Raw genomic sequence first — 25,551 nt, forward strand, 5'->3', positions numbered from 1 at the left:
ATTAATATATATCATGTATAAAAAAAATTTCATTATAAGAAATCTTGGCATAGAATTATGGAATTCTACTTATAAAAAAATGTGTAATTTTAATTATACAAGATCAAATAAAACATTAGATGAAATCTGGTTAGTTGAACATTATCCTGTTTTTACTCAAGGAAAATTATCTAATATAAAAGATATTATTAATTATAATCATAATATACCTATATTTTGTACTGATAGAGGAGGAAAAATTACTTATCATGCTCCAGGGCAACAAATTATGTATTTTTTAATTAATTTAAAAAGAAGAAAACTTAAGATTAAATCTTTTATTTTTATTTTAAAACAAATAGTTATAAATATATTATTATATTTTAATATATCATCCAATTCATCTTTTAAAGATGTTTCTGGTATATATATAAATAATAAAAAAATAGCATCTATAGGTATAAAAATTTCTAAAGGATGTACTTTACATGGTATATCATTTAATATTAATATGAATTTGTTACCTTTTAATTATATTAATCCATGTGGTTTGAAAAAACTCAAAATGACAAATTTAAAAAATTATATTTATAATATAAAAATGTTTAAAATTAGAAAATTCTTAATAAATGAGTTTTTATTATTAATATAAATTTTATATTTACTTTTTTTTAAACACTATTTATTATTTTATAATATATATTATATTTAATTATTTTAATTACCATATATAAAAATATGAAACAAAAAATTTTTAAAAAACCTGATTGGATTAAAATTAAATTTTCAGTAAAAAATATTAATAAAATAAAAAAAATAAAATCTTTTTTAAAACAAAATAAATTACATTCAGTTTGTGAAGAAGCATTATGTCCTAATTTAATAGAATGTTTCAGTAAAGGACAATTAACTTTTATGATTTTAGGTAATATATGTACAAGAAATTGTCTATATTGTAATGTTATGCATGGTAGACCAAAAATAAAGTATGATAAATATGAAGCTTCTAAGTTAGCAAATATTATTTTTTTAATGAAATTAAGATATGTTGTTATTACTTCAGTTACTCGTGATGATTTACATGATGGTGGAGCACAACAATTTGTTAATTGTATAAAAAAAATACGTGAAAAAAATTCTAAAATTAAAATAGAAATTTTAGTTCCTGATTTTAAAAATTGTATTGAAAAAGCTTTAAAAATATTTAGTAATTCTTTACCTGATGTTTTTAATCATAATATAGAAACAGTAGAACGTTTGTATAAACAAATACGACCTGCAGGTATATATAAAAAATCTTTAATTTTACTAAGAAAATTTAAATATTTATTTCCTAAAATTTTAACTAAATCAGGATTAATGATTGGTTTAGGTGAAACAAAAAAAGAATTATTTAATACAATAAAAGATTTAAAATATAATGGAGTTGATATTTTAACTATAGGACAATACTTACAACCAAGTAAATATCATGTTCCTGTATCAAATTATATTAGTTTGAATGAATTTAATAAAATTGAAATTGCAGCTAAAAAAATAGGTTTTAAAAAAGTTAAATGTGGGCCTTTTGTACGTTCTTCATACAATGCAGAAAATTATTTTTCTTAAAATTTGATAAATAATGCCTCTGAAAATTTTATTTTTTATTCAAATTATTTAAAATTTTTTTACTTATTATTAATAAATAAAATTATTTTATAGTTTTAAATAGTTAAAATTCTAAAAATTTATCAGAGGCAAATAATATTTTAACCTTATCTGACTACTTAGCTAATTAAATAAAATTAAATAGCAATAACATTAGCAGCAGAAGGTCCTTTGGCTCCGTTAGTAATTTCAAATTCTACTTTTTGGCCTTCAGTTAATGTTTTAAAACCACTACTTTGAATAGCAGAAAAATGTACAAAAACATCTTTACTACCATCTTCAGGAGTAATGAAACCAAAACCTTTAGATTCATTAAACCACTTAACGTTACCTTTAATCTTGGACATCAATTATTACCTTTACATAAAAATAGACACTAAAATTGTGTCATATAAAAGTACATCAATTAATAATACATTTGTCTAGTGAAACAAATCAAAAAGCTGATAAATATCAAACTTTTTAAAAAAAATATTTAATTTTCTTATATTTTTTAAAATTTTTATTAAGAATACTAATAAAATATAAATTTTTTTAGGAAAAAAAATGTGTTTATTATTAGGAAAAAAAATATTAATTACAGGTATTTTAAATAAATTATCAATTGCTTATGGTATAGCTCGTATTATGTATAAACATAAAGCAAATTTAATTTTTACATATCAAAAAAATAAAAATAAAAATAAAATTGAAAAATTAGTAAAAAATATGACAAAATATCCAATAATAAAATGTGATGTATCTAAAGATACAGATATAAAATTTTTATTTTTTAAAATATCTAAAATATGGAAAAAATTTGATGGATTTGTTCATTCTATTGCTTTTGTTCCTGAAAATACATTAAAAAAAAATTTTTTAAATACATCTCGTTTAGAATTTCAAATTTCTCATGATATTAATTCTTATAGTTTATTAGGAATGGTAAAGGAATGTATAAATTTATTATATAATAAATCTTCAATTATAGTGTTAACTTATTTAGGGTCACAAAATTTTGTACAAAATTATAATATAATGGGTTTAGCGAAAGCTTCATTAGAAGCTAATATTCGTTATTTGGCATGTAATATTGGGTATAAAAATATCCGAATTAATGGAATATCTCCTTCCCCAATTAAAACTATTGCTTCTTCTAGAATAAAAAATATTAATCATATAATTAAATTATATAAAAAACAAAGTCCTTTACACGAATCTATTACAATTGATCATATTGGTAATGTTGCTACTTTTTTAGCTTCTGATTTATCTTTAGGTATTACAGGAGAAATTATTTATTTAGATTCTGGATTTAATCTTCAAATAATTAATAATATAAAATGAATATTTTTATATATTTTATTTTATTAAATAAAATAAAAATTTGAAAAATAATTTAATAAATGATAATTTTGAAATTAAAATAAATATTATTTTTTATATAAAAATATAAATAATTTATGATAGGTTAAATATTTTATGATGATAATTGGGATACCAAAAGAAAAATATTTTGAAGAAAAAAGAGTAGCAATGACACCTTTAAATATTAAAAAATTAATAAAATTAGGTTTCAGAATATATATTGAAAAAGGAGCTGGAAATTTATCTTATTTTAATGATCAAGATTATGAAAATAATGGAGCAAGAATTGTAGAAAATGAAGAAGTTTGGAATGCAAATATAATAATTAAAATTCATCCTATTGATGAAGAAGAAAGTAAATTAATAAAAAATAATAGTATATTAATAAGTTTTATTTGGCCACATCAAAATAAAATATTATTAAATATTTTAGCTCAAAAAAATATTACTACCATTGCAATGGATGCAATACCTAGAATTTCTAGAGCTCAAGCTTTTGATGCTTTAAGTTCAATGAATAATTTATCTGGTTATAGAAGTATAATTGAATCAATTAACTTATTAGAAAGAACTTTAAATGGACAAATTACTGCTGCAGGCAAAATATTGCCAGCTAAAGTTATGGTAGTAGGAGCAGGTGTTGCTGGTTTATCAGCTATTGGAACAGCAAAAAGTTTAGGAGCAATTGTTATTGCTTTTGATACAAGAAAAGAAGTAAAAGAACAAATTCATAGTATGGGTGCAGAATTTTTAGAATTAAAAGATCAAAAAAAAAATAATATTCATGAATATGAAACTCATTCATCAAAAAAAAAATCACAATTAATACAAGAATCTTTTAATAAAGTAGTAAAAAAAACAGATATTATTATTACAACAGCAATAATTCCTAATAAAAAAGCACCTATTTTAATTACTAAAAAAATGATTAAATTAATGAAACCTGGTAGTATAATTTTTGATCTTGCAATTGAAAATGGAGGTAATTGCGAATTAACAGAAAAAAATAAAATAATTACTACAAATAATAATATTAAAATTATAGGTTTTACAAATTTACCTAGTAAAGTAGCTCCTCAAGCATCCCAATTATATAGTACAAATATTATTAATTTAATAAATTTATTATCTAAAAATCATTTAGGTACAATTAATATTGATTTAAAAGATGAAATTATTAGAAATATGACTGTAATTTATAATCATGCAATTATATGGCCAGCACCAAAAATTAAATCATCAAAGATAAAAGATCATATAAAAAAATCAAATAATTTTAAACATATAAAAAAAAATATAAAGAAAAATAATAAATGTTTTTTAAAAAATAAATATTTTTTATATATTTTAGGATTATTTTCTACATATTATATGACACAATCTATTCCTCATGAAGTTATACCACATTTTATAATTTTTTTATTATCTTGTATAATAGGCTATTATGTAGTATGGAATGTTAGCCATACATTACATACTCCTTTAATGTCTGTTACAAATGCAATTTCTGGTATTATTATTATTGGTTCTATTTTACAACTTAATAATAATTATTGTATTACAATTATATTAGCATTTTTAGGAACATTATTATCAAGTATTAATATTTTTGGAGGATTAATTATTACTCAACGTATGCTTAAAATGTTTCGTAAAAATTAAGGAGAATTTATAAATGTTTGATAGGTCATTAATATTTACATATACTATATCAGCAGTTTTATTTATATTAAGTATTGCAAGTCTTTCAAAAAAAGAAACTTCTAAAAAAGGTAATATATTTGCTATTAATGGTATGCTTATAGCAATTGTTATAACTATATTAAAAGCAAAAATTAATAATATTGGTTATATTTTAGGATCAATTTTTTTAGGTGCATTTATAGGAATAAGTATTTCAAAAAAAATTGATATGACTAAAATGCCTCAATTAATTGCAATATTACATAGTTTTGTAGGATTAACTGCTGTTCTTGTAGGATTTAATAATTATATATTATTAATATATGATAAAATTATTTTTAATGAAAATATAAGTATGCAATTAATAGAAATATTTTTTAGTATTTTTATTGGTTCTATTACTTTAATAGGTTCTATACTTGCTTTTAATAAATTATCTGGTTTGATTAAATCAAAAACTTTAAATTTAAAATTTAAAAATCAAATTAATTTATTAATTATATTAATATCATTCATTTTAATGATAATTTTTTTAAATACATATAATGTAAAATTACAAATTATTGTTTTAGGATTAATATTTTTAATTTCATTAATATTTGGTTTCCATTTAATAATGAGTATTGGTGGAGCAGATATGCCTGTAGTAATATCAATGTTAAATTCTTATTCAGGATGGGCAGCTGCATCTTCAGGGTTTATGTTAACTAATGATTTATTAATTATAACAGGTGCTTTAGTTGGTTCTTCTGGAGCTATTCTTTCATATTTAATGTGTAAAGGTATGAATAGATCATTTTTTAATGTACTTCTTGGAAATAGTAATAAAATTAATAATCAAAATAGTAATTCTACTTTAGTCAAAACAAATATACAAAGTTATAAAGAAATATCTATTGATAATACAGTTGAAATATTAAAAAGTTCAAATAACATTATTATTGTTCCTGGATATGGATTAGCTGTTTCACAAGCACAATATCCACTTTCAGAAATAGTAAATAAACTGACTCAATTAAATATTAAAGTTAGATTTGCTATTCATCCTGTGGCTGGACGTTTGCCAGGACATATGAATGTTTTATTAGCAGAAGCTAATATACCATATAATATGGTGTATGAAATGGATGATATTAATAAAGATTTTACTAATACAGATACAGTTCTTGTAATAGGAGCTAATGATACAGTTAATCCATTAGCTCAAGAAAATATTGATAGTCCAATATCAGGAATGCCTATTTTAGAAGTATGGAAAGCTAATAATATTATTATTCTTAAAAGAAGTATGAATCAAGGATATGCTGGAATTAATAATCTTTTATTTTATCAAGATAATAGTTATATGTTATTTGGAGATGCAAAAAATTCTATAAATAAAATTTTAAAAAAATTTTAATAAAAAAGTTTACTCATTGTATATAAAAATACTAGAGTAAACTTTATATTTTTATATATATTAATTTTTAATTAATAAAGTTAATTAATTTTAAATAATTTTGAATTATAATATGTTTGCCGTGAATAATTAATATATTACTTTTTTTAAATTTATTTAAAATACGACTAATAGTTTCAACTGTAATACCTAAATAATTACCAATATCATTTCTAGTCATAGATAAAAAAAAATCTTTATGTGAATATCCTATTATTTTTAATTTTTTAGATAAATTATATATAAATGTAGCTAATTTTATTTCTGCTTTTTTTCTAGATAAAAGTGATATAAAATAAGAATTTATTTTAATTTCTTCACTCATTAAATTAATAATTTTTTGTCCTAAAGATGGAATTTTTACAATAATATTATTTAATTTTAATAAAGATATTTTACATAAAGTAGATGTTTCTAAAGCTTGACTAAAATTATTGTAAACGCCATTATAGATACTATCTAAACCAATTAAATCACCTTTAAAATAAAATCTAATTATTTGTTCATGTCCTTGTTTTGTAAAATTATAAGTTTTAATAGTTCCTGACTGTATAGTATATAAAAAATACATTTTTTCTTTTGTTTTAAATAATATTTCTCCTTTATGAATTAATTTTTTTTGTTTAAAAATTGTAGTATATTTTTTATATTTAAAAAACATACATAATTTATATGTTAAACAATTTTTACAATTAATATTATTATAATAATTTATATTTTTTACATTATATTTTTGTTTCAGAATCATTTTTTACTCTCTGAAATTAAAAAATAAAAAATATCTCTAATTAAAATATAATCAATATATATTGATTATATTTTAATTTTTATTTTTAAATATTTAATATTTTATATATTTTTATATAATATAAAAAAATTATAATCTTTTTATTGGAGATGTAGCATATTTTTTAGCTGCATGAGCTCCAGCACCTTTTTTACTATTTAAATTAAATGATGAATTAATTAATTTATTATTATTATTAAAACAGTTTGTGAAATTATTCTGTATTTTTTTATTATTTGTTGATATATAATTTTTATATATTTTTTTTTTAGTTATGAAATTATTATTTTTTATTTTTTGATTATGTATTTTTATAATATCAGAACTAATTATATTAATTTTAGATATTAAGTTTTTTTTTGTTTGTGATTTGATTTTATTTAATATAATCTTATTAATTTTAACTGGATTTTTAAATTTATTTAATCCTATTCTATTTTCTATAGAAAGATTAGATATATTATTTTTTTTTTTATTAGAAATATTTATAATTGTATCAAAATTACTTTTTATATATTTTTTATCAGATGATAAATAATTATAATTTGTTTTTATTTTTAAGAATTTTTTTAATTGTATAAAATTAAAAAAATTTTTATTATTTTTTTTATTTTTAATTATTAAATTGTTATTTAATTTAAATAATTTTAATTTTTTATTTTTAATACCTACACTAGAAATTGAAAAAATTCTTTTTTTATTGAAAATAAAAAATTTTTTATAATTATTAAAAATAAATTTATTTAAAATAATAATTTTTTGTGTAATATTTTTTATAATTTTTTTTATATAAATAATTTTTTTTTTAAAAAAATTTAAAAAATTAAATAATATATATTTTTGTTTCAACAATAAACATGTTAATTTATATAAATAAAAAATAAAATAATATTCTTTATTTGAAAAACATTTATCATATATTTTTAATTTCTTGTTTTTTTTATTTTCAATTATAATATTTTGTAAAAATTTATTTTTTAAGTAATTAAAATTATAATTATTTGAATCTAATTTTTGTAATGTATCTTTAATAGAATAAAAATTTTTTTTACCTTCATCATGTTTAATTCGTAAAATAGAATAATTAGGTGTGTCTAATTTAGGATTAGGTATAATAAATGTTTTAATTTTTCTATTTTCAATAGCATTTACTGAATCTCTTTTTTCATTTAATAAATAAGAAGCTATTTTAACTGGAACTATAGCATATACTTCTTTTGTATTATCTTTAAAAGATTCTTCTTCTATTAATCTTAAAATAGATAATGATAAAGATTTATTATCTCTTAATGTCCCTTGTCCTAAACATCTAGGACATGAATAATAACTAGATTCTTTTAAAGAAGATTTTAATCTTTGACGTGACATTTCTAATAATCCAAATTTAGAAATATGATTAATTTTAATTTTAGCTCTATCATAACGTATATTATTAAGTAATCTTTTTTCTATAATTTTTTTATTTTTTACAATAGACATATCAATAAAATCTATTACAATTAATCCACCTACATCACGTAATCTAAATTGTCTAATAATTTCATCTGCAGCTTCTAAATTAATATTTAATGCTGTTTCTTCAATATCAATACCCTTCGTAGCTTTTGATGAATTAACATCTACTGATGTTAATGCTTCTGTTGTATCAATTACAATTGAACCACCTGAAGGCAAACGTACTTCTTTTTGAAAAGCTGTTTCAATTTGAGATTCTATCTGATAATGACTAAATAAAGGAATATTACCTTTATATAATCTAATTTTATGATTTAAATCTGATCTTCCTAAAATATTAATATGTTTTTTTGCTAATTTCAAGATTTCTAAATTATCTATTAAAATTTCATTTATATCATGATATAAATAATCACGTAATACTCTTACAATAATATTACTTTCTTGATGTATTAAAAAAGGAGCTGATTTTTTTTTAGCTATTTTTTTTATTATTTCCCAATGTTTTAATCTAAATTTTAAATCTAATTTAAGTTTCGTTATATTTTGTCCTAAACCAGCCGTACGAATAATTAAGCTCATATTATTTGGTAAATATAATAATGATAAAATTTTTTTTAAAATTTTCCTATCTTCTCCTTCTATTTTTTTAGATATTCCACTAGAATTAGAACTATTAGGCATTAAAACTAAATAACTACCTGCTAAACTAATAAATGTTGTTAATGATGCTCCTTTTTTACCTCTTTCCTCTTTATTTATTTGTACAATAATTTCTTTACCAATTAATAAAGAATCTTTAAAATTTATTTTATTATAAAAATTTTCATAATTATTAGGTAAATATTCTTTTGTAATTTCTTTAATGGGTAAAAAACCATGTTTATCTACTCCATAATCTACAAAAACAGCTTCTAAACTTGGTTCAATACGTGTAATTTTCCCTTTATATATATTAGATTTTTTTTGTTTATGATTAGAATCTTCTATATCTAAATCATATAATCTTTGTCCATCTACTAGAGCAACACGTAATTCTTCATGTTGAGTAGCATTTATTAACATTCTTTTCATAATAACTTACTCATGTATTTTAAACTGATTAATATTTTATACAAAATATAAAAATGATATAATAAGAAAATTGTATTTAATCTTTTATGAATAGATTTAAAATAATAATATTAATTATTCGAAAATAATAAAATATATTTTATGATTATTTATAGTTTTAAATAAAATTTTATTTAAAATAAAAAAATATTTGTATTTATGAAAATTTGATAAAATTTATTTATTATATTAATAATAACATAAATTTTAATTTTCAAAAAATCATTTTATGTAAAAATATATTGTGTATATTAAAAATTTTTGATTATTATTAATAAAATAATAAATATAATTTTTGAAATAAAATAATGAAAAATCAAAATATTATTGTATCTTCTATTATTGATAAACAAAGAATAGACAATTTTTTAATTAAAAAATTTAAAACAGTTCCTAAAAGTTTAATATATAAAATATTAAGAAAAGGAAAAATAAAAGTTAATAAAAAAAAGGTATTTCCAAATTTTAAGATAAAACATCAAGACATAATTGAACTTCCTTATATATATATAAATTATGTAAAAAAAAATAAAAAAAAAATAAACTTAAATAAAATAACATTTTTAAAAAAAATAATTATTTTTGAAGATAAATATATTTTAGCTATTAATAAACCTTCTGGAATAGCAGTTCATGGGGGAAGTGGAATTAATTATGGTATTATCGAAAGCTACAGATTTTTATTTAAGAAAAACTTTTTTTTAGAACTTGTACATAGAATTGATAAAGAAACATCCGGTGTTTTATTAATGGCTAAAAAAAGATCAATATTAAAAATATTACAACAACAATTGAAAGAAAAACAAATAAAAAAAGAATATATTGCTTTAGTAAAAGGAAATTGTATTATAAAAAAATATATTTATATTAAAAATTTTTTATTAAAAAATTTTTTAAATAAAAAAATTAAAGTTAAAATAGATAATAAAGGAAAATTTTCAGAAACTAAGTTCAAAATTCTTAAAAATTATACAAATTTTATGTTAACAAAAATTAAACCTATTACTGGTAGAACACATCAAATTAGAGTACATATGTCTTATTTAAATTATCCTATAATTAATGATCAACGATATGGTGATAATAATATAAATTTAAAATTTAAAAAAAAATTTAATTTAAATAGATTATTTTTACATGCTAAAAAAATTACATTTATACACCCTATAAATAATAAAAAAATTATAATTAATGCTCCTTTAAGTAAAGAATTAAATAATTGTTTACTTAGATTAAAATAATAATAAAAAATATATTATATATATTAAATATAATATATACTAAATTATAATTAATTATATATATTGAAATAATATTTCTCATAAATAGGTAAATATTATGGCTGTTCAAAAACACAAAAAATCAAGATCTAAAAGAGGAATGAGACGTTCTCATGATAAAATATCAAAGAATAAATTTTTATTAATTAATAAAAAAACAGGAAAAAAGTATTTATATCATCATATGTCTGATGATGGTTTTTATAAAGGTAAAAAAATTATAAATAAAAATTAATTTAAATTTAAATTAATATATATATAAAATATATTGAAATAAAATGAAAAAATTTGCTGCTATTTTTCCTGGGCAAGGAACTCAATTCATTGGTATGTTATCTGATTTATATAAAAAATTTAAAGTTATAAAAGAAACTTTTTATTTAGCTTCAGAAATATTAGGATATGATTTATGGTATCTAACACAAAAAGGTCCATTAAAAAAATTAAATAAAACATATTATACTCAACCTGCTATCTTAACATCATCTATAGCAATATATAATTTATGGTTATATAAATATAATATTAAGCCTAATATAGTTATAGGATATAGTTTAGGAGAATATACTGCTATGGTCTGTAGTGGTATTATTAGTTTTTCTGATGCTATTAAAATAGTAACATTCAGAGGTAAATTAATGCATGAAATATCGTGTAATTTAAATGATTTTTATATTACTGGATATTATATGCAAACAATTATTGGATTAAAAAAAAAATAATTAAAAAAATTTGTAAAAAAATTAATAAATATAATTATATTATTTCAATATCTAGTTATAATTCATATGATAATATCACTGTTAGTGGAAATAAATTAGCATTAGTTAAAGCTACAAAAATATTTAAATCTTTAGGAGCATATATAATACCTATAAATATTAATGTACCTTCTCATTGTTTATTAATGAAACCTATAGCTTTAAAATTTAAAAAATTTTTAGAAAAAATTATAATTAATAAATCAAAAATTAAATTTATTAATAATATAAATTATAATTATGTAACTTCATCTAAAGATATTAAAAATGTTTTAATTAAACAATTATATTCTCCTATTAATTGGGTTGAATGTATTAAATTTATAGAAAAACAAAATATATTAAATATAATAGAATTTACTCCTAAAATTTTGCTTAAAAAAATATCACAACAAATTGTAAATAATTTACACATAAATTCCATATATAATGTAGAAACATTTTTTTCAACATTAAAAAAATATAAAATTTAAAACAAAAAATATGTTATTTAAAAATTTTACATTAAAAAATAAAATAGCTTTAGTAACAGGAGCTAATAAAGGAATAGGATATAGTATTACTAATACATTAGCTATACATGGAGCTTATGTAATAGGTACATCTACAACTATTACAGGAGTGAAAAAAATCAATAGTTATTTAGGAAATAATGGTATGGGTTTAATTCTTGATTTAAAAAATAAATCACCTTATATTATAAGTAATTTAATTAGATATATTTTTAAAAAATTTAAAAGTATAGATATACTTATTAATAATGCTGGAATTTTATCTAATGAATTAGTCATAAAAATGAAAGATTATCAATGGGATAATGTTTTACAAATTAATTTAACTTCTGTTTTTAGAATTTGTAAAGAAGTTATTTATTATATGATTAAAAAATCATTTGGTAGAATAATTACAATTGGTTCTATTATAGGTACTACAGGTAATATAGGCCAAGCAAATTATGCAGCATCTAAATCAGGTATTATAGGATTTAGTAGATCTTTAGCCAAAGAAGTAGCTTCTAAAAATATTACTGTTAATGTAATATCTCCTGGTTATATTAAAACAGATATGACATCAAATCTTAAAAAAAAAGACTATGATAATATCATAGCAAAAATTCCATCTAAACGTTTTGGTGATCCTCAAGAAATAGCTGATGCTGTAATTTTTTTAGTTTCTGAAAAATCATCTTATATAACAGGGGAAATACTTAATATTAATGGTGGTTTATATATGGGATAATTTATTTTTAAAAAAATTATTCTAAAATTTTTTATAGGAAAATATAACAAGTATGAGTAATTCTATTACTAGACGTGTGAAAAAAATTATTATTAACAAATTAGGAATAACAAAACAAAATATTACTAAATCTTCTGCTTTTAAAGAAGATTTAGGTGCTGATTCTCTTGATACTATTGAAATTATTATGGCTTTAGAAGAAGAATTTAATATTGAAATATTAGATGAAGATGCAGAAAAAATTACTAATATTGAAAAAGCTGTAAATTATATTCACAATTTTAAAAAATAAAATTTTTAAAAAACTTATAGGAATAGAATAATATTCTACATTATTCTATTCCATATATGAACAATTATATTATAAATATAATATATAGAAAAATATAATGTTAAAACGTAGAAGAGTAGTTATTACTGGTATTGGTATGATTACCCCAATAGGGAATAAAATAAAATCTAATTGGTTTAATCTTATTAATGGTAATAGTGGTATTGATTTAATCAATACTTTTAATACTAGTAAATATAAAACTAAAATTGCAGGATTAATAAAAAATTTTAAATATAAAAATAATATTTTAAATAAAAAAAAAAATATTGATTTATTTATTCAATATGGTCTAATAGCATGTCAAGAAGCTATTAAAAATTCTGGTCTAATATTTAACAAATATAATAATCCTAGATTTGGAGTATTAATAGGTTCTGGATTAGGTGGTATTAATTTAATAGAAAAAAATCACTATATTTTGAATAAAAAGGGTCCTAATAAAATTACACCATTTTTTTTAACATCCACTATCATGAGTATGATTACAGGAAATATTGCTATAGATTATAAATTAACAGGACCTAGTTTATCTATTAATACTGCTTGTAGTTCTGGAATCCATAATATTGGAATTGCTTTTAAGATTATTGCTTATAATGATGCTGATATAATGATAACAGGAGCTACAGAAAAATCTGTAACTCCTTTAAGTTTAGCTGGTTTTTGTGCAATGAAAGCATTATCTAAAAGAAATAATGAACCTAAAAAAGCAAGTAGACCTTGGGATAAAGATAGAGATGGGTTTGTTATTGGAGATGGAGCAGGTATTCTAATCTTAGAAGAATATAATCATGCAAAAAAAAGAAATGCAAATATTCTTGCTGAATTAGTTGGTTTCGGGATGAGTAATGATGCATATCATATAACTTCACCACCAATAAATGGTGAAGGAGCACAATTAGCAATGTTAAATGCATTAAAAGATGCTAAACTTAATCCAGAAAACATAAAATATATAAATGCACATAGTACATCAACAATTTTAGGTGATATTGCAGAAGTAAATGCTATTAAAAAAATATTTAAAAATAACTATAATAAGTTATTTGTAAGTTCTACAAAATCAATTACTGGTCATTTATTGGGTGCTGCTGGAGCAATAGAATCTATTTATTCTATTTTGTCTTTAAAAAATCAAATTGTTCCAGCAACAATTAATTTAGATAATCCTGATAAAAATTTAGATTTAGATTTTATTCCAAACATATCTCGTGATGTATATAATATGAAATATGTATTATGTAATTCTTTTGGATTTGGAGGTACTAATGGATCATTAGTATTTAAAAAAATATAATTTATTAAAATTAATGTTAATAAATTAACAATAAAAATTATTTTTAATACTACACATTATACATTTATTAATAAATATTAAAATATAAAAAATGAAATATACAAAATTTATTGTAGTAGAAGGAATTGATGGATCTGGAAAATCTACAATATGTAATTATATAACTAAATTACTTAATAATTTACATATTTATAATATAATTAAAGTACATGAACCAGGTAGTACGCCTATTGCAGAAAAGTTAAGAAATATTATTAAATTTGCTAAAGGAGAAATTTTTTCTTATAAAACAGAATTATTATTAATATATGCCGCAAGATTACAATTATTAGATAATATTATTAGACCTAATATAAATAAAAATTGGATATTATCAGATAGATATGATTTATCTACATATGCTTATCAAATTGGAGGAAGATGTATAAACAAGAATAATATAATATTTTTACAAAAATTTATTAAAAATAATATAAAACCAGATATAATTATCTATTTAGATGTAAATCCAGTAATTGCTTTACAAAGGATAAAACCTGTTTTGAAAGATAGAATTGAAAAAGAATCTATAAATTTTTTTTCTAAAGTAAGATGTTTTTATATAAAAATGGTAAAAAAAAATAAAACAATTAAAATTGTTGATGCTAATAAAAATTTAAAAAATGTTAAATTTTCAGTTAAAAATATTATTAATAAATTACTTAATGTATAATATTATAATATTATGAAAAAAAATTTTATATTATCAAAGTATCCTTGGTTAAATAATTATTATAATAAAATTATTTATCAATTTCAAAATAAAAAAAATTATACAGCTTATATTTTTTGTTCTTTAAATGGATTAGGTATAACTTTTTTAATTTATGAAATAATTAAATGGATTTTTTGTATTAATAAACAAAAAATATATAGTTGTTCTATATGTAATAATTGTATTTTAGTACAAAAAAATATACATCCCGATTTATATATTATTAAAAATAACATAAAACAAGTTTCTATTGGAGTAGATTGTATTAGAAATTTAATAAATAAAATTTCTAAAACATCTTATAGAGATGTTGGTAAAATTGTATGGTTTCCATATTTAAAACAATTAAATGATTTTTCTAGTAATGCTCTTTTAAAAATTTTAGAAGAACCACCTAAAAATACTTATTTTTTTTTGCAATGTAATAATAAAAATGAACTATTACCTACTATATATAGTAGGTGTCAGTTTTGGAATATTTTTCCACCAAATGAAGAGATAGGTATTTCATGGTTAAAAAAAAATCTACAAAATAATCAAATCTTAAAAAAACAATCTATAAAAAGTGCATTACGTATATGTAACTATGCACCAATTAATGCATTGTATTTATTAAATAATAATATATGGAAAAATAGAAATATTTTTTATAATATTTTAATATCTGCATTCGAAACAGATGTTATGAATTTATTATCTATCTTAAATAATAAAAATATTTTATTTTATTTAGATTGGATTTATCTAATTTTATTAGATGTAATTAAATTACATTTACAAATAAATTTAAAATTTTTTTATAATTTAGATCAAATTTCTATTATCTATAAAATATTTAATTTAATTATTATGGATAAAATAAAATTAATGATAAAAAAAATATTATTTTATAAAAAAATATTAATAAAAATTAATACAATAAATTATAAATTAATAATAATTAATTTATTACTATCTTTAGAAGAAATATATAAATCTTAGTTATTTTTATAACTAAAATTTTAAAATATAAATAAAATTTAGGATATTATATGTTTAATAATACATTTGCTAATATGCAAAAAATAGGTAAATCTTTAATGTTACCAGTATCAGTTTTACCCATAGCTGGTATATTATTAGGTATTGGATCAGCTAATTTCCATTGGTTACCTAATATTATTTCTAATATTATGGAAAAAACTGGTGGTTCTGTATTTGCTAATATTCCACTAATATTTTCTATTGGAGTAGCATTAGGATTTACTCAAAATAATGGTATATCTGCTTTAGCTTCTGTTGTTTCTTATGGTATTTTAACAAAAACAGTTGAAGTAGTAATTCCTATATTATTACATAATCATGTTACACATGATATAATAATACAAAAACATCTTACAGATACTGGTATTATAGGTGGTATTATTTCAGGTTCTATTTCTGCTTATATGTTTAATCGTTTTAATAATATTCAATTAGTAGAATATCTTGGTTTTTTTTCTGGTAAACGTTTTGTACCTATTATTTCAGGAATAACATCTATTTTTATTGGTCTATTATTATCTTTAATATGGATACCTATTCAAAAAATAATACAATTATTTTCATATTGGGCAATTTATCAAAATCCAATATTTGCATTTGGTATATACGGAATTATAGAAAGAACATTATTACCCTTTGGGTTGCATCATATTTGGAATGTTCCATTTCAAATGGAAATAGGTTCATTTTTTAGTAAAGTTACAAAACAAATATATCATGGTGATATTGCTAGATATATAGCAGGAGATCCACTTGCAGGAAAACTAGCAGGAGGATTTTTATTCAAAATGTATGGATTACCAGGAGCAGCTATTGCTATATGGCATGCATCAAAAAAAAAAAATAAAAGTAAAATTGGTAGTTTAATGTTATCTGCTGCATTAACATCTTTCCTTACAGGAATTACTGAACCTATAGAGTTTTCTTTTATGTATGTAGCACCATTATTATATATAATTCATATTATTTTATCTGGATTATCTTTTCCAATTTGTATTATGTTAGGAATGAGAAATGGAACTAGTTTTTCTCATGGATTAATTGATTTTATTATTTTAAGTGGTAATGGTTCTAAAATATGGTTATTTCCTATAATAGGGATTATATATGCTATTATTTATTACAGTATATTTAAAATATTAATTATTAAATTAAACTTACAAACACCAGGACGTGAAAAAATAGAAAATAATATATATAATAAAAATTATATATCTTCAAATTATGGAAAAAAATTAGTAATAGCTTTTGGAGGGAAAAAAAATATTACTAATTTAGATGCATGTATTACTAGATTACGTATAAGTGTTGTAGATATAAAAAAAGTTAATAGAAGAGAATTAAAATTATTAGGAGCTTCAGCTGTTATTATTTCCGGTAACGGAGTACAAGCTGTTTTTGGAACTAAATCTGATAATTTAAAAACAGAAATGGATAATTTTATAAAAAAAACTTATGATAAATAGAATTAAAATTACTTATATATAATTATGAATAATAAAGAAAATATATTTCAAAAAATTTTATCTAAAAAAATAAATGTTAATATTATTTATCAAGATAAATTAGTTACAGCTTTTGATGATATAAAACCTCAAAGTCCAATACATATTTTAATTATACCTAATACTTTTATAAGTACACTTAATAATATTAATAAAAATCACGAATTACTTTTAGGTAGAATGGTATTAGTTGCTTCTAAACTAGCTAAAAAAAAATATATTAATAATAGTGGTTATAGAATTGTAATTAATTGTAATGATCATGGATGTCAAACAATATTTTATTTACATATGCATTTGTTAGGAGGCAGACAAGGTACAAAAAATTTTTTTTAAATTTATTAATTAATTATAAATTAATAATTGCTATGTATTTAAAATAATTAAATAACATAGCAAAATTTTTAATTTTAATTAAAAATATGTAATATTAAATCTAGTATTTTATTAGAATATCCTGTTTCATTATCATACCAAGCAATTAATTTAAAAAAATTATTACTAATAGAAATACTTGCCTTTTTATCAAAAATAGATGTTAAAATTGATCCATTAAAATCACTTGATACAACATGATCTTCTGTATAACCAATAATATTTTTCATATAATTATTAGAAGCAAATTTAATTACTTTACAAATATCTGATAATGTAGTTTTTTTTACAATCTTAACAGTAAAATCAACTACAGAAACATTTGGAATTGGAACTCTTAATGATATACCAGTTAATTTATTATATAATTCTGGTAAAACAATTCCTACTGCTTTTGCAGCCCCAGTAGTTGAAGGAATAATATTTTGATATGCACCTCTACCTCCTCTCCAATCTCTAATAGAAACTCCATCTACAGTTTTTTGAGTTGAAGTTACTGCATGTATGGTAGTCATAAGACCATTTTCAATAATATAGTTATCATTAATAACTTTTGCTAATGGTGCTAGACAATTAGTAGTACAGGAAGCATTAGAAATAATATTTTCACCATTATAATTTTGAAAATTTACTCCTTTTACATACATAGGTATAGTATTATCTTTAGGTGGGGCTGTAATAATAACTTTTTTAGCTCCAGCATAAATATGTTTTTCTGCTAATTTTTTTGTTAAAAAAATACCAGTAGATTCAATTACAACATCAATTTTTAAGTCATTCCATTTTAATTTACTAGGATTTGATTCAGAGAAAATATGTATAACATTATTATTAATAATTAAATTATTATTATTAATTTTAATTTCGTTATTAAATATACCATGAGTAGAATCATATTTCATCATATATGCAATATAATTTATTTCTAATAAATCATTAATAGCTATAATTTTAATTTTAGTATTTTTTTGAGCAGCTCGAAAAAAAATACGTCCTATTCTACCAAATCCATTAATAGCAACTCTAATAGACATTAAAATCTCCTAAATCTAATTGTTAAAATATAAAAATTATATATAAAATTATTTATATTTTATTTATTAAATAAATAAAGCATATATTTTTTGATAATAAAAAAAATTTATATTATTTATGGAAAATAAATCATTAATAATATTATATGTAATATAACTATTTATTTTAAAAAAAAGATCTGATAAATTTAAAATATTTGTATTTTCCCATTGTAATTGAATTTTTTTAATTTTTGTTAATTCAGAAATTTTTAATTTTGCATAATCAAAATCACCTAAATCATCAATTAAACCGTATTTAATGGCATCTTTACCTAAAAAAATCATACCATTAGCTATTTTTTTTACATTTTCAATAGGAAGATGTCTTTCTTTAGAAACTACATTAATAAATTTATCATAACCATTTTGTATAGTTAACTCTATTATTTTTTTTTCTATTATAGACATTTTTTCACTTATAGGAAAATGAAATCTATCTGATAAATTTACACCATCTTGTTGTATACCAAATTTATTTAGTAAATCACTAAAATTATATATAATACTAAATATTCCAATTGATCCAGTTAAACTAGAAGAATCAGCAATTATAAAATCTGCTGCAGTAGAAATCCAATATGCTCCTGATGCTGCTACTTTACCCATTAAAACAACTATAGGTTTGTGAACTTTTTTTAATAAAATTAATTCATCATAAATAGCTTGTGCTGCTTGTATATCTCCACCTGGACTATTAATCCTTAATATTAAACCTTTAATATGAGAATCTTGATATACTTTGTGTATTGCTTTTATAATAATATCACTATTATTTTTACCATACATCATTATTCCATTTATTGTTATAACAGAAATATTATTTTGATGATGTTTAACTATATTAGTCTTATCTATCTTAGATTTTATATAATCATTAATATTAATTTTATTATATGTTTTTTTATTATTAATAGAACCAAAAACTTTTATCATTTCTTCTTCAAATTCAGTATTATTAGAAATTTTATCTACTAATTTATTATTTAAAGCAAATAATGCTAAATCTCCATGAGATTTTTCAAGAGAAATTAAAAAATCTGAATTTGTAGGAAAAATTTCTCTAAAAGTTAATTTTCTATTTGTAACTATAGTTGTTACATAATCATGCCAAATATTATTAATTAATTTATTTAAAAAAATTTTATTATTATCAGACATATTATTTCTTAATATAGGTTCAACTGCAGATTTATATTCTCCTATTCTAAATATATAAGTATTTATTTTTAATTTTTGTAAAAAATCTCTTATAAAAAATTGTTTAAAACTAAAACCGTATAATTTAACATAACCATATGGTGATAAAAAAATTTTATTAGCAAAACTAGCTAAGTAATATTGATTTTGATCATATGAATCTGAAATTGCATATATTTTTTTTCCTGTTAATTTAAAATCATTTAAATATTTTCCTATATAACGTAATGTTGGTAAATCATGAATATTCAAATTATGTAATTTTAATATAATTCCACTTACATTTTTATCTTGTTTTGCAAAATTTATTGCTTGAATTATATTTAATATAGAATTATTATCTTTTTTTATAAATTTATTAAATAATTCTAATTTTTGATCATTTTGATAAAAAGAATCATCAGTTAAATTTTTATTAAAATCAATTTCCAAAACTTGATTCTTTTTTTTTAACATTTTATTGTTAATATTTTGTTGATGATGAATGTTATATATATAACAACATAGTAAAGATATTAATAATATAAAAATTATATTTATTATTAATATTCTAGTAAAATTAATTAATGACCATAGGTAATAAAAAAAAGATTTCACTAAATTAAATAATTTAATCATTTGTCACCTAATTTTTTAAAATAAAATTTATTAAATAATTTTTAAATTTACCCAAATAGGAGCATGATCTGAAGGTTTAATTAAATTGCGAATATTATATTCTATATTTGAATTTATATAATATTTTATTAATGATTTGGTAATTAAAATATTATCAATTCTTAATCCTTTATTTAAAAAATATTTATTCAATCTATAATCAAACCAAGAAAATTTATTACTTGTAAAAGGATTCATTAATCTCCAAATATCAAATAGACCCCAGTTAAGTAATTTATTAATATAAAACCTTTCCTCTGGTAAAAAAGAACATATTCCTTGTTTTAACCATTTTTGACGATTTTTATTTCCTATTCCAATATCTAAATCAGTTATACTAATATTAATATCTCCCATTATTATAATATGATTATTAGGATTTAATTTTTTTTTTATAAAAAAATATAAAGTTTTTATAAAATTAATTTTATATTTAAATTTTATATGATTATATTTATTACCTCCCTGAGGGAAATAACAATTTATAATTTTTATATTACCAATAGAACTATCTAAATCAACCATTATTAATCTTTTTTGATTATTATAGTTTTTTAAAAATTCTTTTTTAATATTAAAGAGTTTTTTTTTACTTAATATTGCTACTCCAGAATATTGTATTTGTCCACATATATAGGAATTATATCCTAATTTACATATTTTTTCTTTAGGAAAATTTTTATTATTTACTTTTATTTCTTGTAATCCTATTATATCAGGCTTATATATTTTTATAATTAATTTTAATTGATGTAAATGTGCTCTTATACCATTTATATTAAATGAAAAAATTTTCATAAAAACTTTAATTAATATTAAATTTATTATTTTATTTAAAGTTTATAAAATATATTTAAATAAAAAAAGGATTTTTCAATTATTTTTAATATGATTATTTTTTTTATTTTAAAACATATTAATTTTATATTAATAATAATAATTTATTAAATTTTTTATCTTTAATTAACATAAATATACAAATATAAATATATACTTTGTATATTTATATTAATAATTTTTATATAATTAATTTTATTATAATAATAATTTTATGTTTATATTTATCTATATAATTTATAAAAAATAATTTATAATATATTTATAAATTTTTTAAAAATGTACTATAATATAATTATATTCATTAAGTATTTATTAATTTATATTATTTTTTATATAAATTTTTTTTTAATATTAAATAAAATTTTAGTTTTAAACTAAAATTTACAAAATAAAAAACTGTAGTATATATTTTTTATATTTTTATATTTTTATATTTAATTAAATTAAAATACTAATTTTGATATAAATTTGATAATAACGAAATTTTCATCAGGAAAAATAAATATATTAAAATAATAAATTTTTTTATATAAAATATATTTTAAATCTTAAAAAGAAAATTAATTATATCACCGTCATTAATAATATATTTTTTTCCTTCTATATTCATTTTACCAGATAATTTTGCTTTTATTATATTTTTATGAAAAATAAAATCATTATAATGAATTACTTGTGCTCTAATAAAACCTCTTTGAATATCACTATGAATTTTTTTTGCAGCTTCTAATGCTGTTGTTCCTTTTAATATACTCCAAGATTTTGTTTCTTTTATACCTACAGTATAAAAATTATGTAAATTTAATAATTTAAAACTTAAAGTGATTATTTTTTTTAGGTTATCATCTAAAAATAATTCTGGTTCTTTATTAAGATCTTTAATACATATTTTTAATATTAAAAAGTTTTTACTAAGAAATAAAATTTCTTTAAAAAATAATTTATTTTTAATATTATTTTTATCTGTATTAGCAATAATAAACATTGGTTTAATTGTTAACAATTTAAATTTTTTTAAAATATTTATTTCTTCTATATTTAATTTTAATAAATTTAATAATTTTCCATTTTTTAAATGATATAAACAAATTTTAAATAAAGATTCTAACTTTTCATTTTTTTTTTGTTTTTTTTTATATATATTCTTTTGTAATTTACAAAGTAAATTTATATCAAATTGAATAAGTTCATTATTTATGATTTTAATATCTTTAATTGGATTAAATGATAAATTTAATATTTTTTTATCATTAAAACAACGTATTACATGAATTATAGCATCAACTTCTGATATATTATGTAAAAATTGATTACCTAACCCCTCACCTTTAAAAGCTCCTTTAATTAAACCAGCAATATCAACAAAAGTTATTGTAGATTGTATAGTTTTTTTAGATTTTACTAATTTAGATAAATAAAATAATCTATCATCAGGAATAGTTACTATACTTATATTTGGTTTTATTGTACAAAAAGGATAATTTAATGCATCTACATTAGAATTAGTTAATACATTAAATAAGGTAGATTTGCCAACATTAGGCAAACCTATTATACCACATTTTAATCCCATTAATAATCCTATTATTTTTTAGTATGTAAAAATGTTACTGCTTGATTATAATTTTTTTTAATAAAAATTAATAAAGCATGTATACTATATTTTATGGCAAAATTAATATTTTTTTGTTCAATTTTTGTAGGTTTACTTAATACAAAATTATTTATTTTCATTTTATTTATTGGATGACCAATACCTATACGTAATCTATAAAATAATGTATTATTAAACATTTTAATAATATTCTTAACACCATTATGTCCACCACTACTACCACCATATTTTAACCTTATAATACCAGGTAAAAAATCTAAATCATCATGAATTACTAAAATATTTTGCAAAGTAATTTTATAAAAATTAGCAATAATAAATATTGATTTTCCTGAATTATTTATAAAAGAATTTGGTAAAAATAATATTATTTTTTTATTTTTTAAAGTTAAATTACTAACATATCCTCCAAATTTTTTAATTTTTTTAAATTTTGTATTAAATTTTCTGGATAAATTAATAACATAATCAGCACCTATATTATGACGAGTACCAAAAAATTGATTATCTATATTATTTCCTAAACCTACAATAATTTTTATATTATTCAAATAATTTATCCTATTAATTTTATTTAAACATTATAGAAATAGATTCTTCATTACTAATTCTTCTTATTGCTTCAGATAACATAAACGATAATGTTAATACTCTAATTTTTTTAATTTTTTTAATTTTTTTAGTTAATGGTATACTATCACATACAATAATTTCATCTATTACCGAATTATAAATATTTTTAATAGCATCTCCAGAAAAAATAGGATGAGTAACATAAGCAAAAACTTTTGTAGCTCCATTATTTTTTAATGCTTTTGCAGCTTGACATAATGTTTCTGCTGTATCCACAATATCATCTATTAAAATACAATCTCGTTTATTTACATCTCCAATAATATTCATAACTTCCGTTGTATTGGCACGAGATCTTCTTTTATCTATTACAGCCATATCTGTTCCATTAAATAATTGTTTTGCAATAGATCTAGCACGTATCACACCTCCAATATCAGGAGAAATTATTATTGGATTATTATATATTTTTTTTGATATATCCTGTAAAAATACAGAACTAGCAAATACATTATCTACAGGTACATTAAAAAAACCTTGAATTTGTTCAGCATGTAAATCTACAGTTAAAATTCTATTAACACCTACTCTAGATAAAAAATCAGCTATAACTTTTGCAGTAATAGGTACTCTAGCAGAACGAATTCTTCTATCTTGTCTTGCATATCCAAAATAGGGAATAACAGCAGTTATTCTTCCTGCAGAAGCTCTTTTAAAAGCATCTATCATAATAACTAATTCTATAAGATTATCATTTGTAGGATTACATGTTGATTGTATGATAAAAATATCATGACCTCTAATATTTTCATTTATTTTAACAGATATTTCTCCATCACTAAATCGTCCTACAAATATTTTACCTAAATTAATATATAAATGATGAGCAATTTTTGTTGCTAAATCTGGAATAGCATTTCCAGTAAATAATTTTATTTTAGTCACATAAAACCTTTATATTCAAATCCAAAATTTTGTTATATATTATTAATAATATTTCAAATAATAATATAAAAATTATATTTTTTAGTTTAATTAAACTACTATAAAATATATATTATATATATTTATATATGAAATAATAATTTATTTTATAATAATATTATTTATTTAATAATTTTTAATACTAAAGTATAGTTTATGAATTCTCATATGTTTAAAAAACTTAATCTTTTATATAAAAGATATAATTATTTAGCAAAAAAATTAAGTGATTATAAAATATATAATAATCACAATATTTTACGTAATTTATCTATTGAATATTCAAGATTATCTAATATTATTAAACCATTTATAGAATGGAATAAATTACAATTAAATTTAATAAATACAAGATCTTTGTTAAAAGAAAAAGATAAAGATATATATCTAATGGTTTTAGAGGATATTAAAAATATTAATATTAAACAAAAAAAATTAGAAAAAATATTATATGAATTATTATTACCTAAAAATGAAAAAGATAATCGTAATTGTTTTATAGAAATAAAAGCTGGTTCTGGAGGTAATGAAGCAGCGATTTTTGTAAAAAATATTTCTAGGATGTATATTAGATATGCTGAATCAAAAAAAT

Annotated in this window: 25 protein-coding genes and 1 pseudogene; 17 read left to right on the forward strand and 9 right to left on the reverse strand. The window is 19.0% G+C overall.

Annotation, left to right across the window (positions count from 1 at the left end; all coding sequences use genetic code 11):
- Positions 1-13: 13 nt before the first annotated feature.
- Together lipB and lipA are read left to right on the forward strand one after the other, a co-directional pair.
- Entirely contained in the window at positions 14-631 is a 618-nt protein-coding gene (gene lipB, locus GJT95_RS00355) for a lipoyl(octanoyl) transferase LipB (protein ID WP_169785820.1), read from the forward strand.
- Positions 632-678: 47 nt separating this feature from the next.
- A complete protein-coding gene (lipA, locus tag GJT95_RS00360; protein ID WP_425482521.1) occupies positions 679-1,587 on the forward strand; it encodes a lipoyl synthase in 909 nt (302 codons plus the stop codon).
- Between the two features lie 176 nt (positions 1,588-1,763).
- On the opposite strand, the gene cspE is transcribed toward lipA, so the two are convergent.
- Entirely contained in the window at positions 1,764-1,973 is a 210-nt protein-coding gene (gene cspE / locus GJT95_RS00365; RefSeq protein ID WP_169785822.1) for a transcription antiterminator/RNA stability regulator CspE, read from the reverse strand.
- Between the two features lie 199 nt (positions 1,974-2,172).
- On the opposite strand from cspE, the gene GJT95_RS00370 reads away from it, so the two are divergent.
- The 3 genes from GJT95_RS00370 to GJT95_RS00380 all read left to right on the forward strand — a co-directional run bounded on the left by GJT95_RS00370 (position 2,173) and on the right by GJT95_RS00380 (position 6,055).
- Positions 2,173-2,952, forward strand: a complete 780-nt coding sequence (locus GJT95_RS00370) for an enoyl-ACP reductase FabI (RefSeq protein ID WP_169785823.1) — start codon at positions 2,173-2,175, stop codon at positions 2,950-2,952.
- A gap of 138 nt (positions 2,953-3,090) precedes the next feature.
- Entirely contained in the window at positions 3,091-4,635 is a 1,545-nt protein-coding gene (locus GJT95_RS00375; protein WP_169785824.1) for a Re/Si-specific NAD(P)(+) transhydrogenase subunit alpha, read from the forward strand.
- A 13-nt stretch (positions 4,636-4,648) separates the two neighbouring features.
- Positions 4,649-6,055 carry an NAD(P)(+) transhydrogenase (Re/Si-specific) subunit beta gene (locus tag GJT95_RS00380; RefSeq protein WP_169785825.1) on the forward strand — a complete coding sequence of 469 codons (1,407 nt, stop codon included), beginning with the start codon at positions 4,649-4,651 and terminating at the stop codon, positions 6,053-6,055.
- A gap of 67 nt (positions 6,056-6,122) precedes the next feature.
- Here GJT95_RS00380 and fnr read toward each other — a convergent pair whose 3' ends face one another.
- Positions 6,123-6,842, reverse strand: coding sequence for a fumarate/nitrate reduction transcriptional regulator Fnr (gene fnr, locus GJT95_RS00385; RefSeq protein WP_169785826.1), 720 nt, complete (start codon positions 6,840-6,842; stop codon positions 6,123-6,125).
- A gap of 1,092 nt (positions 6,843-7,934) precedes the next feature.
- Positions 7,935-9,410: pseudogene (locus GJT95_RS02310) on the reverse strand (Rne/Rng family ribonuclease); the annotation flags it as partial.
- 347 nt (positions 9,411-9,757) lie between these two features.
- Here GJT95_RS02310 and GJT95_RS00395 point away from each other — a divergent pair.
- The 11 genes from GJT95_RS00395 to GJT95_RS00445 all read left to right on the forward strand — a co-directional run bounded on the left by GJT95_RS00395 (position 9,758) and on the right by GJT95_RS00445 (position 17,978).
- Positions 9,758-10,690, forward strand: coding sequence for an RluA family pseudouridine synthase (locus tag GJT95_RS00395; RefSeq protein ID WP_169785828.1), 933 nt, complete (start codon positions 9,758-9,760; stop codon positions 10,688-10,690).
- 97 nt (positions 10,691-10,787) lie between these two features.
- Entirely contained in the window at positions 10,788-10,964 is a 177-nt protein-coding gene (gene rpmF, locus GJT95_RS00400; protein WP_169785829.1) for a 50S ribosomal protein L32, read from the forward strand.
- A 43-nt stretch (positions 10,965-11,007) separates the two neighbouring features.
- Positions 11,008-11,451, forward strand: a complete 444-nt coding sequence (locus GJT95_RS00405) for an ACP S-malonyltransferase (protein WP_169785830.1) — start codon at positions 11,008-11,010, stop codon at positions 11,449-11,451.
- A 185-nt stretch (positions 11,452-11,636) separates the two neighbouring features.
- Positions 11,637-11,963: an ACP S-malonyltransferase gene (locus tag GJT95_RS00410; protein ID WP_169785831.1), complete on the forward strand. Its 327-nt coding sequence runs from the start codon at positions 11,637-11,639 to the stop codon at positions 11,961-11,963.
- Between the two features lie 10 nt (positions 11,964-11,973).
- Entirely contained in the window at positions 11,974-12,729 is a 756-nt protein-coding gene (fabG, locus tag GJT95_RS00415; protein WP_169785832.1) for a 3-oxoacyl-ACP reductase FabG, read from the forward strand.
- Positions 12,730-12,781: 52 nt separating this feature from the next.
- A complete protein-coding gene (gene acpP / locus GJT95_RS00420; RefSeq protein WP_169785833.1) occupies positions 12,782-13,021 on the forward strand; it encodes an acyl carrier protein in 240 nt (79 codons plus the stop codon).
- A 97-nt stretch (positions 13,022-13,118) separates the two neighbouring features.
- Complete coding sequence (gene fabF / locus GJT95_RS00425) at positions 13,119-14,360, forward strand: beta-ketoacyl-ACP synthase II (RefSeq protein ID WP_169785834.1); 1,242 nt, start codon at positions 13,119-13,121, stop codon at positions 14,358-14,360.
- 91 nt (positions 14,361-14,451) lie between these two features.
- Positions 14,452-15,072 (forward strand): dTMP kinase, encoded by a 621-nt coding sequence (gene tmk, locus GJT95_RS00430; protein WP_169785835.1) that lies wholly within the window; start codon positions 14,452-14,454, stop codon positions 15,070-15,072.
- A 12-nt stretch (positions 15,073-15,084) separates the two neighbouring features.
- Positions 15,085-16,095 (forward strand): DNA polymerase III subunit delta' C-terminal domain-containing protein, encoded by a 1,011-nt coding sequence (locus GJT95_RS00435; protein ID WP_169785836.1) that lies wholly within the window; start codon positions 15,085-15,087, stop codon positions 16,093-16,095.
- Positions 16,096-16,145: 50 nt separating this feature from the next.
- Positions 16,146-17,603 (forward strand): PTS glucose transporter subunit IIBC, encoded by a 1,458-nt coding sequence (gene ptsG, locus GJT95_RS00440; RefSeq protein WP_169785837.1) that lies wholly within the window; start codon positions 16,146-16,148, stop codon positions 17,601-17,603.
- Positions 17,604-17,627: 24 nt separating this feature from the next.
- Positions 17,628-17,978, forward strand: a complete 351-nt coding sequence (locus GJT95_RS00445; RefSeq protein ID WP_169785838.1) for an HIT domain-containing protein — start codon at positions 17,628-17,630, stop codon at positions 17,976-17,978.
- A gap of 74 nt (positions 17,979-18,052) precedes the next feature.
- Here the strand turns inward: GJT95_RS00445 and gap are convergent, their stop codons facing one another.
- The 6 genes from gap to GJT95_RS00475 form a co-directional block, all read right to left on the reverse strand.
- Positions 18,053-19,051 carry a type I glyceraldehyde-3-phosphate dehydrogenase gene (gap, locus tag GJT95_RS00450; RefSeq protein WP_169785839.1) on the reverse strand — a complete coding sequence of 333 codons (999 nt, stop codon included), beginning with the start codon at positions 19,049-19,051 and terminating at the stop codon, positions 18,053-18,055.
- A gap of 66 nt (positions 19,052-19,117) precedes the next feature.
- Complete coding sequence (gene sppA, locus GJT95_RS00455) at positions 19,118-20,908, reverse strand: signal peptide peptidase SppA (protein ID WP_169785840.1); 1,791 nt, start codon at positions 20,906-20,908, stop codon at positions 19,118-19,120.
- Positions 20,909-20,938: 30 nt separating this feature from the next.
- Entirely contained in the window at positions 20,939-21,745 is an 807-nt protein-coding gene (gene xthA / locus GJT95_RS00460; protein ID WP_169785841.1) for an exodeoxyribonuclease III, read from the reverse strand.
- A gap of 583 nt (positions 21,746-22,328) precedes the next feature.
- Positions 22,329-23,360 carry a redox-regulated ATPase YchF gene (ychF, locus tag GJT95_RS00465; RefSeq protein ID WP_169785842.1) on the reverse strand — a complete coding sequence of 344 codons (1,032 nt, stop codon included), beginning with the start codon at positions 23,358-23,360 and terminating at the stop codon, positions 22,329-22,331.
- A gap of 11 nt (positions 23,361-23,371) precedes the next feature.
- Entirely contained in the window at positions 23,372-23,953 is a 582-nt protein-coding gene (gene pth / locus GJT95_RS00470) for an aminoacyl-tRNA hydrolase (protein ID WP_246225722.1), read from the reverse strand.
- A 19-nt stretch (positions 23,954-23,972) separates the two neighbouring features.
- Entirely contained in the window at positions 23,973-24,920 is a 948-nt protein-coding gene (locus GJT95_RS00475) for a ribose-phosphate pyrophosphokinase (RefSeq protein ID WP_169785843.1), read from the reverse strand.
- A gap of 207 nt (positions 24,921-25,127) precedes the next feature.
- Between GJT95_RS00475 and GJT95_RS02260 the strand changes: the two genes are divergently transcribed.
- Positions 25,128-25,551: PCRF domain-containing protein (locus GJT95_RS02260; protein ID WP_246225724.1), on the forward strand; the 424-nt coding region annotated here is incomplete at its 3' end.

Source organism: Enterobacteriaceae endosymbiont of Donacia crassipes, from assembly GCF_012569785.1.
GTDB lineage: Bacteria > Pseudomonadota > Gammaproteobacteria > Enterobacterales > Enterobacteriaceae.

Excerpts from the sequence above, each read along its gene's own strand:
- lipB (WP_169785820.1), top strand. The coding sequence starts at position 14 with ATGTATAAAAAAAATTTCATTATAAGAAATCTTGGCATAGAATTATGG.
- cspE (WP_169785822.1), bottom strand. The coding sequence starts at position 1,973 with ATGTCCAAGATTAAAGGTAACGTTAAGTGGTTTAATGAATCTAAAGGT.
- GJT95_RS00370 (WP_169785823.1), top strand. The coding sequence starts at position 2,173 with ATGTGTTTATTATTAGGAAAAAAAATATTAATTACAGGTATTTTAAAT.
- GJT95_RS00375 (WP_169785824.1), top strand. The coding sequence starts at position 3,091 with ATGATAATTGGGATACCAAAAGAAAAATATTTTGAAGAAAAAAGAGTA.
- GJT95_RS00380 (WP_169785825.1), top strand. The coding sequence starts at position 4,649 with ATGTTTGATAGGTCATTAATATTTACATATACTATATCAGCAGTTTTA.
- fnr (WP_169785826.1), bottom strand. The coding sequence starts at position 6,842 with ATGATTCTGAAACAAAAATATAATGTAAAAAATATAAATTATTATAAT.
- GJT95_RS00395 (WP_169785828.1), top strand. The coding sequence starts at position 9,758 with ATGAAAAATCAAAATATTATTGTATCTTCTATTATTGATAAACAAAGA.
- rpmF (WP_169785829.1), top strand. The coding sequence starts at position 10,788 with ATGGCTGTTCAAAAACACAAAAAATCAAGATCTAAAAGAGGAATGAGA.
- GJT95_RS00405 (WP_169785830.1), top strand. The coding sequence starts at position 11,008 with ATGAAAAAATTTGCTGCTATTTTTCCTGGGCAAGGAACTCAATTCATT.
- GJT95_RS00410 (WP_169785831.1), top strand. The coding sequence starts at position 11,637 with ATGAAACCTATAGCTTTAAAATTTAAAAAATTTTTAGAAAAAATTATA.
- fabG (WP_169785832.1), top strand. The coding sequence starts at position 11,974 with ATGTTATTTAAAAATTTTACATTAAAAAATAAAATAGCTTTAGTAACA.
- acpP (WP_169785833.1), top strand. The coding sequence starts at position 12,782 with ATGAGTAATTCTATTACTAGACGTGTGAAAAAAATTATTATTAACAAA.
- fabF (WP_169785834.1), top strand. The coding sequence starts at position 13,119 with ATGTTAAAACGTAGAAGAGTAGTTATTACTGGTATTGGTATGATTACC.
- tmk (WP_169785835.1), top strand. The coding sequence starts at position 14,452 with ATGAAATATACAAAATTTATTGTAGTAGAAGGAATTGATGGATCTGGA.
- GJT95_RS00435 (WP_169785836.1), top strand. The coding sequence starts at position 15,085 with ATGAAAAAAAATTTTATATTATCAAAGTATCCTTGGTTAAATAATTAT.
- ptsG (WP_169785837.1), top strand. The coding sequence starts at position 16,146 with ATGTTTAATAATACATTTGCTAATATGCAAAAAATAGGTAAATCTTTA.
- GJT95_RS00445 (WP_169785838.1), top strand. The coding sequence starts at position 17,628 with ATGAATAATAAAGAAAATATATTTCAAAAAATTTTATCTAAAAAAATA.
- gap (WP_169785839.1), bottom strand. The coding sequence starts at position 19,051 with ATGTCTATTAGAGTTGCTATTAATGGATTTGGTAGAATAGGACGTATT.
- sppA (WP_169785840.1), bottom strand. The coding sequence starts at position 20,908 with ATGATTAAATTATTTAATTTAGTGAAATCTTTTTTTTATTACCTATGG.
- xthA (WP_169785841.1), bottom strand. The coding sequence starts at position 21,745 with ATGAAAATTTTTTCATTTAATATAAATGGTATAAGAGCACATTTACAT.
- ychF (WP_169785842.1), bottom strand. The coding sequence starts at position 23,360 with ATGGGATTAAAATGTGGTATAATAGGTTTGCCTAATGTTGGCAAATCT.